This window comes from Exiguobacterium sp. RIT341 (assembly GCF_000632205.1).
Classification (GTDB): Bacteria; Bacillota; Bacilli; order Exiguobacteriales; family Exiguobacteriaceae; genus Exiguobacterium_A.
The window spans coordinates 184,954-201,003 of sequence record NZ_JFYW01000010.1 but is presented as its reverse complement, the minus strand read 5'-3'; the positions used below and the strand labels follow the sequence as shown (position 1 = coordinate 201,003).

Genomic DNA, 16,050 nt, shown 5'->3' with positions numbered 1-16,050 from the left:
GATGCGCTCGGCTTGCACCTCCTGTTATACTAACTTCATGGAAAAAGGAGGACGAACACGATGAAACCTTTACAATTATCCGCAGAGACAGCTGTCGAACTTGCGAAACGTCTGAACGTACCACTTGAACAACTAATGCATATGCCACGCCATATCTTGATTCAAAAGCTCGTCGAACTCGAGCAGGAACAAGCGAACACGGAACCTGATTCGTCTAGCGAATCGGAATCTTGAGTAAGTAGCCTCTTTTCCAACGGTGGAAGGAGGCTTTATTTTTTACCTTAGGATTGCGGATGGTATTCTGATTTACCGTACCGGAAGACATTAATGATCGCTTTCCCATCACTCGGATAACCGTTCGGATGATCGATCGGGAAGAGGGAGAAAAAGACGAAATAAAACGAAAAATACGCGAATTGATAGGTAAAGATCGACGCCTCGAACACACCGGCATAAATCAGACCATTGATGGCTAAGATACTCACCACGTTTGCAATCGATCCACCGGCATAAACCAGAATGTTAGCGAATTTCGTCTCTTTACGTAGTGCCTCATATTGACACCAGCCATCCCAAAAATAGACGCGATTCAAACGAATCGGACCAACACGAAGCAACGACTTTCCTGAACCGATATTGATCTCCATGTTTCCGCCGAATAATCGGGCAAAAAAGTAATGTCCCATCTCATGAATCAATGTCACGATAGGCAATAGTAAAAAGAACGACAAAAAGAATTTCCATAAATCACCGAAACCGAACATACAACGTACATCCTTTCACGTCAAAACAACATTTAAAATACTACATATGAATTGTTCCCGAAAGATGTATGTTCAAACAATCTTTCAATGATTTTCGTAAGTCAATTGTATGACAGGCTGACATCGGACTGTCATCCGCACACAAAAGAAGGACGAAGCCATTTAGTGCTTCATCCTTCTCCATTTAATCGGTTTTCTTTCGACGCTTGTTCGCTGCGTACAACAATCCGATGATCGTCAGTGCTGCACCACCTGCTACCGCGTATTTCTTGTAATCTGCTTTTCGTTCCGCAATAACCGTAGTCGTCAATGCTGGAACGACTAACTGTTTTTCTTCGTGCAACCGTGGTGCGTGTAATTTAACGGCACCCGACTCAACCAACACCTCGAATTCACCATTTGGCAATTCAATCGTGATATCTTTTTCCGTCGCATTGTGATAGACACGCTGCCGTTCGACGTATCCTTCATATGTTCGCTTCAGTTCAAAGGCAATGACACCTTCCTCTTCTTCAAGGAAACGAAGATGTTTTTTAATCATCGCCGCGTTTGCGAGACGGAACATCGGATACTGACGACGAAGGGCAATCAATCCTTTGACGTACTCGACTGCTGGACGCTCTGTTTCTGCCCGTTCATAGTCGAGACGATTCACGACCTCTCCGGCATTGAAGCTGTCACGAATACCGTCTTTCGTCCGGAAGAACTCTTGTCCGGCATGGAGGAAAGGAATCCCTTGTCCCGTCAAAATGATCGCATTCGCAAGCATTTGCCGTTTCCGACGAAGCTCTTCCGTGTCTTCTGGACGAGACACCGTCAATTTATCCCAAATCGTCAAATCATCATGAGCCTCGACGTACGAGACGACTTGATTGGGCTCATCGGCAAACCCTTGCGAAGAGACGTTACCAGCGATTCCCCGTTTGACTTCACTCGTCCGGTCAAATGCACCACTGATGAAACCACGGTCTTCTGGCGTTTGGACGTCGCCTTTGACCCCGTCCCGTAAACCGTTGTTGAAATGAGCGATTCCTGGCATCTTCGGTGCGTTGAAATAGTTCGCTTTTTCTTCCGGATCAAGTGGCGTATCGAGATCCCAGCCTTCACCGATGATCAGAATCGATGGATCAATCCGGTCAAGTGCATGGCGCACTTGATTCATCGTCTCAACATCATGAAGTCCCATTAAGTCGAAGCGGAACCCATCGAGATGGTATTCTTTCGCCCAGTACGTCACACAATCAAGAATGATCTTTCGCATCATCAGACGTTCAGATGCAGTATCATTTCCACAGAAACTACCGTTTGAGAGACTCCCATCCGCCTCTTGACGATAAAAGTATCCAGGAACGAACTGACCAAGCGGAACCGTCGCCGCATCATACGTATGATTGAAGACGACGTCCATGATGACACGGATCCCGCGATCATGTAACGCCTGCACCAATTGTTTTAATTCAAGGATCCGCGTTCGTGGATCATCCGGATTCGAGGAGTACGAACCTTCCGGCGCAAAGTAGTTCACCGGATCATAACCCCAGTTATAGTTATCCGGGTCGTTCGGCGCTGTCTCATTGACCGAGCCAAAATCATAGATCGGTAGTAACTGGACATGTGTCACACCGAGGTCTGCCAAATAATCAAGCCCTGTCAATCCACCATTTGGTGTCCGTGTCCCTGCTTCCGTCAGTCCAGCGAACGTACCACGTGCAACGACACCACTGGCCGGATGACTCGTTGCATCGCGTACGTGTAATTCATAGACAACTGCGTCTTGCGAAGAATGGAACAATGGACGTTCTTCAATCCATCGTTCTGGTGTCACACTGGTCGGGTCAATTAATGCGCCGCGCTTTCCGTTCGTTCCGACGGCTTTCGCATACGGATCGACCGCCTCGACCTTTTGTCCGTTAATGCTCGCTTGAAACGTATAGAAATAACCTTCATATGTCGCTCGATCGAGTTCAACGACGTACGTTCCCCGTTCGTCTGCCACCATCTCGACCTCTTCGACTTTTCGTGCGCGTAGTGTCTTGTAGAGACGAATCACGACACGTTCTGCTGTCGGCGCCCACAAGCGCACGTGAATCGCTGTCTCTGAGAAGGTCGCTCCTAAATCATTTCCACTATAGGCAAATCGCTCATCTAGTTCTTGCGGTGTGAGCGTCAACATGTCTGCTGTTTGTTTCAAAGCTAAGCACCCCTTTCATTTCATGGTTTTTATTATAACAAAATTTCAAAGCAGTGGACGCTTCCGGTATTCCTCTCTAAAATAGAGAGTGGAATGAAAGGGGAGATTGAAATGGCAGCAAAAGATAATTCATTTGATATCGTGTCACAAATCAACATCGAGGAAGTCAAGAACGCGGTCCAAATCGCACTGAAGGAAATCACGAACCGCTTCGACTTCAAAGGTTCAAAGAGCGACATGAAGCTCGAAAAAGAGGATTTAATTCTAATCTCAGATGACGATTTCAAACTCGATCAAGTCAAAGATGTCTTAACAGCAAAATTGATCAAGCGCGAAGTCCCAACCAAAAACCTGCAGTATGAAAAAGTCGAGCAGGCTGCCGGGAATACGGTCCGACAACGTGTCATCCTGAAAAGTGGAATCGACCGTGACGACGCGAAAAAGATCAACAATGCCGTCAAGGAATCGAAATTAAAAGTGAAGACACAGATCCAAGATGACCAAATCCGCGTCACAGGTAAATCACGTGACGACTTACAACAAGTCATGCAGATCGTTCGTGAGCTTCCATTATCAGTCGATGTTCAATTCATTAACTTCCGTTAATCGATTGATCTGAACGCTCATATTCAAAAGATAGGCATAACGCATTTTCGGGTATCTCCTTAACAAAGGAGTGGTCGATCATGCGTTATGCCCTTTTTGCGGATCTTCACAGTTCAGTAGCCGACACAGCGGCTGTCCTAGCTGACATACGACAGCTCGCTCCCGATGCGCATTTGTTTTGTCTCGGTGATGTTCATGAATGCCATGTCGGTAAAAAGCGAGCGAAGCGCTATTCTTTCGAATCGCTCTCCCTCGTCGTGACGCTTGATGATGATTTTTTAAATCTAATTGATTTTAAGACGTTACTGGGTAATCAAGAAGAGCGCATCCTGTCGCTCGTTCCACCGCAACTATCTCCTGTCATCGATGCGTTACGCGACTGCCCTCGAAAACAACACATCGAGGGTGCATTGTTGATTCATGGAGATCAATTGAATTGGTCCCGTGGTTTTTCGCCTGATCTGTCACAGCAACGTGAACCAGTACTCTTTTTTGGTCATAGTCATATCAGAGGTTTGTTTCGAAATGGTATTGCTCTGTCGAGCCCATTGTATCAATCTTTATCCATTAATGGAGGACGATATGCCATCAATCTAGGTCCTGTCGTGTTCGAACGAGAATGGTGTCTTTACGATTCAGTGCAACAATCGATCGTATTCTATCAGGCGAAGTAAGAGGATACGACAAAAGCCGTCGGGCACAGGGCTCGACGGCTTTTGTTCATGCATCTTATTGATCAGAGATAACGGACAAGCGATGCCTTGACGATATCCACTTGTGTGAAGTTCGTCTCTTCCGCGAATGCTTCGATGACTTGACGGACATCCCCTTGACGACGAACGAAGCTCGTCGGAACTGGTGTTGTACCGACAAGTTGCTCATGCAAACTCGTCAATCGATGATCATCGATGATCGTCGTCATCAAATCAAGGAACAGAAGAACATGCAGACGGTTCAAATAATCCCATGGTTTATCTTCCGAACGGAATTCATTACGAGCGAGCCATTTTTTTAATCCGATCGCATCGATTTGACTCAACGTCTCTGTCGTGCGTGCCGACTTCCAAAGCGTCAACAGTTCGCCGAGTTTTTTTCGTGTCTGTTTCTTACGCATGAAGAATTCAAAATTGTCTTTCGTGCGCAACGCGTCTCCTTCAATCGGAGCAATCAAATCAGCTTCCGGCGCCGTCACGAAATCGTGAACGAAATCGACAGACTCTCCCGGTAACCAAGCAGCGACTTTCCCGTGAAAATCAGCCATGAAGGCGACGGTTTCTGCCAAAGGCTCCTGCTTCATCTGTGAAGCAGCTTGCTGTAATCGGTCTTTCGTCTCAGTCTTCATAATCTACCTCTTCTTATTCGTGGATTGGTCTTACATTTCTTCCGGAGCGCCGACACCAAGTAAACGAAGACCTTCTGTCAAGACGATCGTGACGGACTTGACGAGTGCAAGACGCGATTGTTTTGCTGCGTCATCTTCGAGAACACGGACGTGTCCGTAGTATTTATTGAAGCTTTGTGCAAGATCTAAGACGTAACGGCTGATGATTGACGGCTCGCGACGTGTAAACGCGCGATCGATGACCGTCGAGAATTGGTTTAGCATCGAGACGACACCCCATGCATGATCATCGGCACTACCAGCGAATGGTGTGCCATCATAGCCACCTTTACGGAGCAACGAGTGCGCACGGGCATTCGTGTACTGGACATACGGTCCTGTTTCGCCTTCGAATTTCAACATCTGCTCAAGATCGAACTCGATGTTGTTCATCCGTTCGTTCTTCAAGTCGTGGAAGATGACGGCGCCGACACCTACTTGACGAGCTGTGGCTTCGGCATTCGCTAAGTTCGGATTTTTTTCCGCGATGTTTTGCTTCGCGACGTCGATCGCTTCTTGTAGTACTTCTTCAAGTAAGACGATCCGACCTTTACGCGTCGACATTTTCTTTCCGTCCTTCATGATCAGACCGAACGGCACATGGTGCATTCCGTCGACGTTCTCAAATCCAAGTTTCTTCAAGACTGCGAACAATTGCTTGAAGTGAAGCGCTTGTTCCCCACCGACGACGTAGAACGCTTGCTCAAAGCGGTACGTTTCGAGACGATAGACAGCAGCTGCTAAGTCACGTGTCGCATAAAGCGTTGCGCCATCTTTCTTTTTAATCAAGGCAGGTGGCATACCCTCTGCTTCGAGGTCAACGACCATTGCCCCTTCTGATTCGACGAGGAGATCTTTTTCTTCGAGCAAATCGATGACGTGTTGCATCTTATCGTTGTAGAAGGCTTCTCCGTTCAAACTATCGAATTTAACACCGAGCATCTCATAGACACGGTTGAACTCGACGAGTGAGACTTCACGGAACCACGTCCAAAGCGTTGTTGCCTGCTCATCACCTTGTTCGAGTTTTTTGAACCAGAGACGTCCTTCGTCTTCAAGTGCCGGATTTGTTTCCGCTTCTTCGTGGAACCGGACATATAATTTCAACAATTCCTTGATTGGTTCTGCACGGACCGTTTCTTCCTCACCCCACATCGTGTAAGCCACCATCAATTTCCCGAACTGTGTTCCCCAGTCCCCTAAGTGGTTGACACCGACGACGTCGTACCCTTTTTTACGTGAGATTTGGTTGAGCGCATTTCCGATTACTGTTGAACGTAAGTGACCCATCGAGAAAGGTTTCGCGATGTTTGGTGATGAAAAATCAGTGACGATCGTTTTTCCATTCGCTTCACTTGATCCGAACGCCTCTTGCTCCGTCAGGACTTGGTTGACGATTTCTTGCGAGACGACTTCCCGGTTCAAGAAGACGTTAATGTAAGGACCAACAGCTTGAACGTTTGAGAACAACGGCGCATCAATTTTTTCTGCGAGCTCCGAAGCAATCATGTTCGGTGCTTTACGGAATGCTTTTGCGAGCATGAAACATGGGAATGCCAGATCTCCATGATCTTCATGTTTCGGTTGCTCGATCAGTTGTTCGATTTGTTCAACCGATAAGGCACCTTCCATGACTTGATGTAATACTTCTGCGTATTGCGTTTTATAACTCATCTTTGTTTCCTCCTGCTTCACTGATTTTTGGCAATAAAAAACGCCCCTTGCGCCACGCGCAAAGAGACGGAATGACCGCGGTACCACTCTTCTTGGTGTCATTTTTGACACCCACCTTGTTCGGGGATAACGGGGTTCCCCCGGCTACGCCTTTTCCTTCAGGAATCGGGTAGCGTCTCAGAAGTGCGCTTCACGACCGGTTCGTCCTCAGGCTTCCACCATTCCCTGATTCGCTAGTTGACGAAAATCAACCGTTACTCTCTTCATCATCGACTGTATTCGATATCTTTCACATTATACGCAATTCTTTCTTTTCTCTCAACCTTATTTTTTTGGTAAATGGCTTATCAAAATTTCCACAATTCGGGTATAGGAATAAAAGATACTTCTCAGGGGGAGGGATGTTTCATGCGCTACTACCAACAGGTAGCCCGGACGAGCTGGATCGTTTTCAGTCTCGTCGCCTTGACGTTATTATTGATTGGCATCGTTCATCCACCTACCTTCCATCCTTCCATCTCCATCGTCAATACTCTTTATTTGTTTGGGCTCGTTCTCCTGTTTCAGTTCGATAATGTCCGTCGTGGCGGCATTTATTATACATTCCAAGAAGGAATCATCTTATTTTTATTCCTCAATTACGGTTTGACGTACGCTTTGATTTTAAGCCAAGTCGGTATTCTCGTCTTTCAATTCATGTCTCACCGAAAAGCGATTCGCTGGAAACGTTTCGCCTATCTCTACCCGATCAACGCCTTGTTTGATTTAGTCTACATCTCGCTTCCGGTATTTGCGTATGAAGCGCTCGGTGGACCGATCGGCTCAAACTTTACGTATACGAAAGCCCTGCTTCCCTTCATCGGCTTTTTGATCACTGTCTTCCTTGTCTCTTACTTCCAATGTCTGTTCGTCAATCGCTTCCTCTACTTGAAATACGATTGGCGACGTCTCGTGAAGCTTCAGTCCCTCGTTTATGGAATCAGCATGTTAAGTGCTCTACTTGGAATCTGGTTCTACGATGAAAGTCCGCTCGTCGCGGCTACAGTATCCGCCTTGATTCTCTTCTTGTTCAAACGTCTGTTGCAAGAACGTGGTGACTCCCTTGAAGCAAACGATAATGCCAAACGATTTGATGATGCGAAGGAACACTTGTTGATTTCCCGCTTCGAGCGCGAGACGATCGATTCGTTACTCCTCGATTTACCACATCTGTTGCCGTTTTCTGAAGGTTGGATCTCAATTCAACAACAGCGGAAACAAGTCATCTATAACATTCGGACGAAACAACCAATCGACGTGTTACCACTGTTTCATTCCTTGTCAGCTGACGATTTGCATACCCCAATCATCTATGGTCTGCGTTGCGACTGGGGAAACGATATTCAAATCGGATTGCCTGTCGATCGTCACTCGATGCTAGCGATTCCTTCGATTACGAGCGGAGAGGTCGATGTTTCGATCATCCTGTTCCATCAAGTCGCAGACGCCTATGATGTGACAAATGCTGACGAATTATCTCGTTTGCTTCGTACCTTTTGTCGCGTCTTAGAACGCTCACGTGAAACGGTCCAACTCTATACGGAAAGTCGGACCGATGCTTTGACCGAATTACCGAATAGCCGTGCTTTTTATGAACACGGTCGGCAGGAATTTGCCGCTGACTCCTACCCGCTCTCCGTAATTCTGTTCGATATCGATCATTTCAAACGTGTCAATGATACGTACGGTCATAAAGTAGGTGATCTCGTCCTTCGTGAACTCGGTCGACGCATCCAGGCGATCCAATTGCAACATGATGATGTCTTTGCTGCTCGTTATGGTGGGGAGGAATTCGTGCTTCTGTTGCGAAATGGTAGTCAAGAGGCTGCTATTCAGATTGCCGAGACGGTCCGCCATGCGGTTATGGATCGTCCCTTCCTCGTCGATGGTCACCGACTGTCCTTAACCGTCAGCCTCGGAATTGATACAGTGGATGAAAGATATCAACGGACGTTCGAAGAATCGTTACGTCAAGCCGACCATGCACTCTATGTCGGCGGAAAACACAACGGACGCAATTGTACCGCGCATTATGCAAACCTTTGAAAGGTCGTGACTCTATTGTCGATTACGGAAATTGAAATGACGCTACCGACATCACAAGCCCACCGGACGATTCGAATTCATCGTCCGCCCCATTTGGATCCTTCTGAAGCATTACCAGTAATTTATATGCATGATGGACAAAACGTCTTTAGTGGAGAAACCGCCTCGTTCGGAAAAGGCTGGGAGATTCATCTTGCACTACAACAGACACAGATTCCGGCAATGGTCGTCGCGATTGACAGTCCAGAAGATGGAATGGATCGGTACGATGACTATGCTCCTTGGAGTGACGAAGCCTTATTGATGCGGAGCGCCTATCCTTCGCATCGGACGTCAATTGGTGGCAACGGTAAGGTCTATATGGACTGGATCATCCGCGAGTTAAAACCATACATTGATGCCAACTATGCGACACGCCCTGATGATACGACAATGATAGGCAGTTCGATGGGTGGCGTCATCTCGCTATATGGATTATTCGCGTATCCGGAAGTCATCACGCGCGTCGCTGCCTTATCGACTGCCGGATGGGCAAACTTCTCCTCACTCCTTGAATTCATACAGCGAAGCCCGTCTCTGTCTGCAACGCATCGCTGTTATATGGACGTCGGCACAAAAGAAGTGAGTGGTCCGATGACCGAGACGGATTATTTACACACGAATGATGTCTTAGCGCGAGCGGTTGAACAGAAACTCACTCAAAGTCGCTATACGATCATTCCGGAAGCAATCCATCATGAAACGGCCTGGGCCAAACGTTTGCCAGATATTTTACGTTACTTGTTCCCGTCCTCTTGAATACACAAAAAAAGCCGGACGGTTTCTATTAAAGAAATCATCCGGCTTTTTACGCGTGCCTTATACTAATTCTTCTTGTTGCTCTTTTTCATAACGGTTGCGCGGATGCTCCCGGCATTCATCGGAACACGAACGCATGACTTTTGGTTCGCATTCTTCACAGCAGAAGTGCTGTCGATTACATTCCGGGTTTGCACAATTAACATAGCGCGTCTCCGGTTTTCCGCAGTAGTAACATTCTGAGACGACAGACGGATTGACGGCATTGACAGGAACTTGTACACGCTCATCAAAGACGTATAGTTCACCTTCCCAGTCTTCTCCTTGTGTCTGTTCATCTTTTCCATACATGACGACTCCGCCTTTCAGGTGGAAGATATCATCACTCTGTTGCCGTTTACGGAAGTACGCCGTGAATTTCTCACAACGAACGCCACCCGTACAGTATGTGAGAACCTTTTTCCCTTCAAACAAATGCTCGTTCTCGTCTAGCCATTCAGGAAATTCCCGTGAAGCATCGACATCGACTTTTACGGCGTTCTTGAAGTGTCCGAGGTCGTATTCGTAGTTGTTGCGTACATCGAGAATGACGACGTCATCTTGTTTCATCATTTCTTTCCACTCTGCTGGTTCAAGATACGCAGCGTGTTCTTCTGGTACGTTGAATTCGTCCTCAAAACGCCATGTGACGAGTTCTTTTTTGTAACGGACGAACGTCTTTTTGAAGGCATGATCTTCAACTTCATCAATTTTGAATTCGATGTCAGCGAATCGTGGATCCGCCGTCAAGTCCTTCATGTATTGTTCCGTTTGTTCGACCGTTCCAGAGAGTGTGCCGTTGATTCCTTCTGGTGCAATCAAAATCCGACCTTTGATACCGAGCTCTTTACAGTAAGCAAGATGCTCTTTCGTTAGCTGTTCCGCATTTTCAATTGGAACATACTTATAAAATAATAGTACGCGATAAGGTTTCATATTCCTCATTAGCCCCCATGTCAGTTTTTTGCAGTAAAACGAACGTTGGCAAACGAAGCGTCTAGCTATTGACTAGCTGGGAACGCCTGCAAAACGCACCCATTTAAGTATAATACCAACTCCCTTTCGAATGTACAATCTACAATTCCTGAATCCCTTTCAAGGAATTTCATTCCCTTTCTGAATCAGAAAGAGGTAAAATAAAACACAGTAGTACATCTCGCAAGGAGGATTCCGAATGCTCCATACACTTCGTGACTGGATCGAGCAGATGATTTTCTTTCTCCAAGACTTACCTGGAGGAGCTGCCACCGGTTTGATTGCCCCGTTTCTTGAGTCTCTATTTCCTTTCCTACCACTCGTCCTGATCATTTCCGCGAATGCGGCAACTTATGGTTTTGGTATGGGTGTTCTCGTATCATGGGTCGGGAGCATGCTTGGATCACTCGTCGTCTTCGCTTGTATTCGATATCTATTTCGTCGTCCGGTCACGCGTTGGCTTGAAAAACACCATGCCGCGCAACAGTGGATTGAACGTGTTCGTCACATGAGTCCCATCTCACTCGGATTCTTTTTTTCGCTTCCATTCATGCCTGCGTTCATCATCACGTCCATTTCTGCCATGATTCAACTATCGCTGCGGACGTATTTGATCGCTGCTGGTGCCGGGCGTCTGATCGTCGTCATCATCTTCTCGCTAATCGGAAAGGAATGGTCCACGTTCCTCGAACGTCCGATGCGTCTTGTCCTTCTATTTTTGATTTTACTCGCCATCTGGGGAGTTAGTCGCGGGACGGAAGAATGGTTGAAGCGTCGTGCCCTTTCAAAACGTGCGGATCATTTACGAGAAATCGAAGATAAGATCGAACGTCCATCTGAAAAATGACTCAAGCTTGTCTATGATTCCATAGACAGGCTTTTTAAGCTGTTCTCATTTTTCTAGGGACTAGGTCTTTTGAATCATTTTATAAAGTAATTAATATATAAAAATAACGTTCAAACAATGTTCAATATTGAAAACGCTTACATTAAATTGGTATGACCAATATTAATATAATAATGATCTTTTCTTCTTAAAAATTAGGATAGCTTTTCCAGAAACGACATCCTTATAATGAATTTACATTCATTCCTTAAAGGAGGCGTCCTCATGCATCAAGTGTCCGAAGTTCAAAAAAATGAAGCGACTCAATCTGCTCCAGCAATCGTCGAGAGTGCTACCTTTCAACAATTGATGCGCCAAAAGAACGGCTTCATTCTTCCAGCTATTAGTTTTTGCCTTATTTTTTATTTTGCGCTTCCGATTTTGACAAGTTACTTCACGATTTTGAATGAGCCAGTATTGGGTGATATTACAGGAGCTTGGGTATTCGCATTTGCCCAGTTCATCATGACGTGGACGTTCTGCATGATGTATAGCAAAAAAGCACGTGCCTTTGATCGACTCGTCGAACAGATCAAGGAGGAGTCGAAATGAATTATACTGCCGTTGCCCTATTCGCAGCGATCGTCGGTTTGACGCTCGTCATTACATACTTTGCTGCCCGTAAAACAAAAACAGCTAACGACTTTTATACAGCGGACGGCGGACTCACTGGTGCACAAAACGGGATGGCGATTGCCGGCGACTACATGTCAGCCGCCTCGTTCCTCGGAATTGCCGGGATGATCGCTTTAGCCGGATTCGACGGATTCTTTTACTCGATCGGTTTCCTCGTTGCTTATCTTGTTGTCTTGTACCTCGTTGCCGAACCACTTCGGAACCTCGGAAAATACACGATGGCTGATATGATTGCCGCTCGTTTTAACGCCTCAAAAGTTCGTGGAGTCGCTGCCATGAACTCGATCGCGATCTCGATTTTTTACATGATCGCGCAACTCGTCGGTGCAGGTGCCTTGATTGAATTGTTGTTAGGAATTCCTTATACGACGAGTGTCATCATCGTCGGTATCTTAATGACGGTCTACGTCGTCTTCGGTGGTATGACTGCGACTTCGTGGGTTCAAATCATCAAAGCGATTCTCTTGATGGCAGGAACAGCCGTCATCTCGTTCATGGTCTTCGCGAAGTTCGATTTCTCGATCTTCAAGATGTTTTCAGAAGTGAAACAAGCCACGCCGCTCGGGGATTCATTCTTGAATCCTGGAAACAAATTTAAGTTACCACTCGATACGATTTCGCTCAATCTCGCGCTCGTTCTTGGAACAGCTGGATTACCACATATCTTAATTCGTTTCTTTACTGTTAAGGATGCTCCGACAGCTCGTAAATCCGTCGTGTACGCGACATGGATCATTGGTGTCTTTTATATCTTGACGATTTTCCTCGGCTTTGGTGCTGCTGCTTTCGTTGGTTCTGAAGATATCATCGCTGCTAATGCTGCTGGTAACATGGCTGCGCCACTTCTCGCTAAAGCACTTGGTGGCGATTTACTCTTTGCCTTCGTCGCTGCGGTCGCTTTTGCGACAATCCTCGCTGTTGTTGCAGGACTCGTCTTATCCGCTGCGTCTGCCTTTGCTCATGATTTTTATAGTCATATTCTACGCAAAGGGCAAGCAACGGAAAAAGAACAGATGACGGCAGCACGACTTGCTTCCATCGCTGTCGCCTTGATTTCGATGGTACTGGCATTGTTCGCACAATCGATGAACGTCGCGTTCCTCGTATCGCTTGCCTTCGCTGTCGCGGCAAGTGCCAACTTGCCAGTCATTCTCTTGACGATCTTCTGGCGCCGTTTCAATACTGGCGGAGCTGTCACAGGTATGGTCGTCGGGTTATTCTCTTCACTGATTCTCGTCGCACTCAGTCCAAACCTTTGGGCAGTCGACGGTTCAGCCTTGTTCGTCGGGGAAGCCCTCTTCCCGCTGACGAATCCAGGAATCGTCTCCATCCCGCTTGGTTTCCTCGGAGCTATCGTCGGGACATTGTTGACGAAATCGAACGAGGTTGCCGGTAACTTCGAACGTATCTTAGTCAAGGCCAATACCGGTATCGATGCAGCAACGGAAGTCGCCGCGTCAAAAGAATAAGTTCCCCTTAACGGCTCCTTCAACCCCCTTGAAGGAGCCGTCCCCTTTTACATTCTTCTCATTCATTGCCATACTAAGTGAATAATAGAGAAGAAAAGGAAAGGAAGACTGTACATGGATCTCGCTTTTTATTATTTCTTAATCCTCGGATTTTTCATTGGAATCATTTCCGGATTTTTCGGAATCGGTGGCGGTATCATCTTGACGCCCCTGTTACTCATTTTAGGATATGCTCCAAGTGTCGCGATCGCGACGAGTCTTATGCTGACACTTGGATCTACCGTTTCAGGAACGATCTCTCACTTACGTCTTAAAAATGTCGTCTGGCGCGATAGTCTCGTCGTCGGTGGCGTCGGAATCATCGGTTCGACGATCGCGACACCACTCGTTCTTCGTCTAGAGGCAGTCAATGGTGCTCATCTCGTCATCTCAATCGTTTATATCGGTCTCTTACTCTACTTCGCGAATAAATTCTTACGTCCGAAATCAACGACGGGTGAACAGACGGGGTGGAAAAATCGATATCTCGCTCTTGCCTTCACTGGTTTGTTCGCCGGATTCATTTCTTCATTACTTGGTGTCAGCGGTGGCTTCATCATCACCCCGTTACTCGTTGGGATCGTTGGCTATGAGTTGAAACGTGCGGTCGGAACGAGTATTGCTTCCGCGTTGCTGATTGTCCTATCGGGACTTGTCAATTACACGGTCGCAAGTACGAACATCGATATCCTGGTCGGAATCATGCTGATCGTCGGTGCCTTGCTCGGAGCACCGATTGGCGCGAAGCAATTGACGCACTTCGAAAGCCCATTCGTCAAAAAGTACCTCGGTATCTTCTATTTGACGGTTGCGATCAGTGTTTTACTCGAGGTCATCGGCTGGAACGTCGCTTCACTCTCTGTCCTCGTTGCGCTGAGTTTGATTTTCTTACTGACACTCCTCATCTACAGTCGTCGTCGGACGAATGGATGAATCGTCTCATCATAAAAGCCGTGGTGCCTGTTTAAAGGCATCACGGCTTTTGTTCGTTTAAGCGACTCGTTTATGACCCGTCCGTTCGTAATTCCTCGTTTGTTCAATGACCAAGTGCGACAAGAACAGCATCCCGATCAAGTTCGGAATCATCATCAATCCATTTGCGATATCTGCGACGAGCCACAACGGTTCTAATTGCGCGACGGCACCATAACAGGCTGCGAGTGCAAAGAATACACGGTATCCTTCGTTGAAACGTGTCGTACCGCTCAAGTACTCCAAGCACTTCTCTCCATAGACATACCAACCGATGATCGTCGAATAACCGAAGAAGAAGACGGAGAATGCGACAGTCCATTCTCCAAATGATCCAAGGACGCTCGTAAAGGCGGTTGCTGTCAGTGCTGCCCCAGAAAGATTTGCATCATGCGTCATACCTGAATGTAGTCCGCCTGACGGATCCCAAAATCCTGTCGTCAGAAGAACGAGTGCCGTCATCGTACAGACGACCAAAGTCACGATGAAGGTACTTGTCATCGAGATCAATCCTTGTTCGACCGGACGCTCACTTTTCGCAGATCCGGCGATCAAGGCTGCTGTCCCGAGTCCTGCCTCATTCGTGAAAATGCCTCGTGCTACACCGACTTGCATCGCCATCATGATCGATACACCAGTGAAGGCGCCTGCAGGTGCAAGCGGCTGGAAAGCATACGCAAAGATTAAACCAAGGGCTGGTAGAATCTGATCTGCTTTCACTACCAAAAGCACACAAGCGGCACCGATATAGAGCAAGCTCATGATCGGAACGAAGATCGTCGAGATCGCACTGACACGTTCGAGCCCACCACGAATCGATACATAGACTGCCAGCGCGAGCAGAATGCCGAAGAGTAGAAGCGGTACATGAAACGATTGCTCAAGCACCGTTGCCATCGCATTCGCTTGCACAGTGTTCCCGACACCAAATGATGCAATCAAACCAAATACCGCAAACAAGATGGCGAGGAATTTAAATTTTGCACCTAGTCCCTTTTCGATATAATACATCGGTCCACTGACAGCTTCGCCGCGTTCATTTCGACTTCTAAAAAGAATCGCAAGAAGACTTTCCGCATATTTCGTCGCCATTCCGATCAAACCGATGATCCACATCCAAAAGACTGCACCCGGTCCGCCCATCGTCAAGGCGACCGCGATTCCCGCGATGTTTCCGTTCCCGATCGTCGCTGCAAGAGACGTCATTAACATCTGAAAGCTACTAATTTCCCCTTCACCCTGTCCTGATTTTTGAACAGACAATTGAAACGCTTGTTTCAAGCGACGAAACTGAAGACCACGTAAACGAATCGTAAAGTACACTCCCGTTCCTACTAACAACACCATGCTTGGAATTCCCCAGACCCAAGCAGATATCAGACGTAACACATCCATGCCATTTCATCCTCTCTCCTTTTTCCGAGGCTTACCGTAGCATGGAGTTGTGTTTTCATACAATACGAAAGAATACTTTTTGTGATTTCACACAACAGAAGCTATACTAAAGATACTGAACGAGAGAGAAAGAAGGGATT

At 46.9% G+C, this 16,050-nt stretch carries 15 protein-coding genes and 1 other annotated feature; of the genes, 9 read left to right on the top strand and 6 right to left on the bottom strand.

Going from position 1 to position 16,050, the window contains the following annotated elements; translation table 11 throughout:
- The first annotated feature begins 60 nt into the window (after positions 1-60).
- A complete protein-coding gene (locus tag BW42_RS16205; protein WP_069201452.1) occupies positions 61-234 on the top strand; it encodes a YycC family protein in 174 nt (57 codons plus the stop codon).
- A gap of 47 nt (positions 235-281) precedes the next feature.
- Here BW42_RS16205 and BW42_RS13385 read toward each other — a convergent pair whose 3' ends face one another.
- A complete protein-coding gene (locus BW42_RS13385; protein WP_035412122.1) occupies positions 282-764 on the bottom strand; it encodes a site-2 protease family protein in 483 nt (160 codons plus the stop codon).
- 184 nt (positions 765-948) lie between these two features.
- Positions 949-2,955, bottom strand: coding sequence for a type I pullulanase (gene pulA, locus BW42_RS13380; protein ID WP_231496920.1), 2,007 nt, complete (start codon positions 2,953-2,955; stop codon positions 949-951).
- 111 nt (positions 2,956-3,066) lie between these two features.
- Between pulA and BW42_RS13375 the strand changes: the two genes are divergently transcribed.
- Positions 3,067-3,561 carry a YajQ family cyclic di-GMP-binding protein gene (locus BW42_RS13375; protein ID WP_023469671.1) on the top strand — a complete coding sequence of 165 codons (495 nt, stop codon included), beginning with the start codon at positions 3,067-3,069 and terminating at the stop codon, positions 3,559-3,561.
- Between the two features lie 80 nt (positions 3,562-3,641).
- Positions 3,642-4,235 carry a metallophosphoesterase gene (locus BW42_RS13370; protein ID WP_035412121.1) on the top strand — a complete coding sequence of 198 codons (594 nt, stop codon included), beginning with the start codon at positions 3,642-3,644 and terminating at the stop codon, positions 4,233-4,235.
- A gap of 62 nt (positions 4,236-4,297) precedes the next feature.
- Here BW42_RS13370 and BW42_RS13365 read toward each other — a convergent pair whose 3' ends face one another.
- Entirely contained in the window at positions 4,298-4,903 is a 606-nt protein-coding gene (locus BW42_RS13365; protein WP_035412119.1) for a hypothetical protein, read from the bottom strand.
- 30 nt (positions 4,904-4,933) lie between these two features.
- Positions 4,934-6,616 carry an arginine--tRNA ligase gene (gene argS, locus BW42_RS13360; RefSeq protein WP_035412116.1) on the bottom strand — a complete coding sequence of 561 codons (1,683 nt, stop codon included), beginning with the start codon at positions 6,614-6,616 and terminating at the stop codon, positions 4,934-4,936.
- Between the two features lie 59 nt (positions 6,617-6,675).
- Positions 6,676-6,895: a binding site (T-box leader), on the bottom strand.
- A gap of 129 nt (positions 6,896-7,024) precedes the next feature.
- Here argS and BW42_RS13355 point away from each other — a divergent pair.
- On the top strand, positions 7,025-8,701 hold the full coding sequence (locus BW42_RS13355) for a GGDEF domain-containing protein (RefSeq protein WP_035412114.1): 1,677 nt from the start codon (positions 7,025-7,027) through the stop codon (positions 8,699-8,701).
- Between the two features lie 15 nt (positions 8,702-8,716).
- A complete protein-coding gene (locus BW42_RS13350) occupies positions 8,717-9,499 on the top strand; it encodes an alpha/beta hydrolase (RefSeq protein WP_035412112.1) in 783 nt (260 codons plus the stop codon).
- A 60-nt stretch (positions 9,500-9,559) separates the two neighbouring features.
- Here the strand turns inward: BW42_RS13350 and BW42_RS13345 are convergent, their stop codons facing one another.
- Positions 9,560-10,474 carry a rhodanese-related sulfurtransferase gene (locus BW42_RS13345; protein ID WP_081780436.1) on the bottom strand — a complete coding sequence of 305 codons (915 nt, stop codon included), beginning with the start codon at positions 10,472-10,474 and terminating at the stop codon, positions 9,560-9,562.
- A gap of 238 nt (positions 10,475-10,712) precedes the next feature.
- Between BW42_RS13345 and BW42_RS13340 the strand changes: the two genes are divergently transcribed.
- The 4 genes from BW42_RS13340 to BW42_RS13325 all read left to right on the top strand — a co-directional run bounded on the left by BW42_RS13340 (position 10,713) and on the right by BW42_RS13325 (position 14,476).
- Positions 10,713-11,360, top strand: a complete 648-nt coding sequence (locus tag BW42_RS13340) for a TVP38/TMEM64 family protein (protein WP_023469681.1) — start codon at positions 10,713-10,715, stop codon at positions 11,358-11,360.
- Positions 11,361-11,624: 264 nt separating this feature from the next.
- Positions 11,625-11,951: a DUF485 domain-containing protein gene (locus BW42_RS13335; protein ID WP_035412108.1), complete on the top strand. Its 327-nt coding sequence runs from the start codon at positions 11,625-11,627 to the stop codon at positions 11,949-11,951.
- The gene (locus tag BW42_RS13330) at positions 11,948-13,504 is read left to right on the top strand and encodes a cation acetate symporter (protein WP_035412105.1); all 1,557 of its coding nucleotides are present in this window, start codon (positions 11,948-11,950) and stop codon (positions 13,502-13,504) included. Before BW42_RS13335 ends, BW42_RS13330 begins: the two co-directional genes overlap by 4 nt.
- Before the next feature lie 114 nt (positions 13,505-13,618).
- A complete protein-coding gene (locus tag BW42_RS13325) occupies positions 13,619-14,476 on the top strand; it encodes a sulfite exporter TauE/SafE family protein (protein WP_035412101.1) in 858 nt (285 codons plus the stop codon).
- 57 nt (positions 14,477-14,533) lie between these two features.
- Here BW42_RS13325 and BW42_RS13320 read toward each other — a convergent pair whose 3' ends face one another.
- Positions 14,534-15,910, bottom strand: coding sequence for a sodium:alanine symporter family protein (locus BW42_RS13320; RefSeq protein WP_035412099.1), 1,377 nt, complete (start codon positions 15,908-15,910; stop codon positions 14,534-14,536).
- Positions 15,911-16,050 lie beyond the last annotated feature (140 nt).

What these genes read in the sequence shown, in the direction of transcription:
- argS (WP_035412116.1), bottom strand. Translation starts at nt 6,616, where the DNA reads ATGAGTTATAAAACGCAATACGCAGAAGTATTACATCAAGTCATGGAA.
- BW42_RS13370 (WP_035412121.1), top strand. Translation starts at nt 3,642, where the DNA reads ATGCGTTATGCCCTTTTTGCGGATCTTCACAGTTCAGTAGCCGACACA.
- BW42_RS13355 (WP_035412114.1), top strand. Translation starts at nt 7,025, where the DNA reads ATGCGCTACTACCAACAGGTAGCCCGGACGAGCTGGATCGTTTTCAGT.
- BW42_RS13340 (WP_023469681.1), top strand. Translation starts at nt 10,713, where the DNA reads ATGCTCCATACACTTCGTGACTGGATCGAGCAGATGATTTTCTTTCTC.
- BW42_RS13335 (WP_035412108.1), top strand. Translation starts at nt 11,625, where the DNA reads ATGCATCAAGTGTCCGAAGTTCAAAAAAATGAAGCGACTCAATCTGCT.
- BW42_RS16205 (WP_069201452.1), top strand. Translation starts at nt 61, where the DNA reads ATGAAACCTTTACAATTATCCGCAGAGACAGCTGTCGAACTTGCGAAA.
- BW42_RS13330 (WP_035412105.1), top strand. Translation starts at nt 11,948, where the DNA reads ATGAATTATACTGCCGTTGCCCTATTCGCAGCGATCGTCGGTTTGACG.
- BW42_RS13325 (WP_035412101.1), top strand. Translation starts at nt 13,619, where the DNA reads ATGGATCTCGCTTTTTATTATTTCTTAATCCTCGGATTTTTCATTGGA.
- BW42_RS13385 (WP_035412122.1), bottom strand. Translation starts at nt 764, where the DNA reads ATGTTCGGTTTCGGTGATTTATGGAAATTCTTTTTGTCGTTCTTTTTA.
- BW42_RS13345 (WP_081780436.1), bottom strand. Translation starts at nt 10,474, where the DNA reads ATGAAACCTTATCGCGTACTATTATTTTATAAGTATGTTCCAATTGAA.
- BW42_RS13375 (WP_023469671.1), top strand. Translation starts at nt 3,067, where the DNA reads ATGGCAGCAAAAGATAATTCATTTGATATCGTGTCACAAATCAACATC.
- BW42_RS13365 (WP_035412119.1), bottom strand. Translation starts at nt 4,903, where the DNA reads ATGAAGACTGAGACGAAAGACCGATTACAGCAAGCTGCTTCACAGATG.
- BW42_RS13320 (WP_035412099.1), bottom strand. Translation starts at nt 15,910, where the DNA reads ATGGATGTGTTACGTCTGATATCTGCTTGGGTCTGGGGAATTCCAAGC.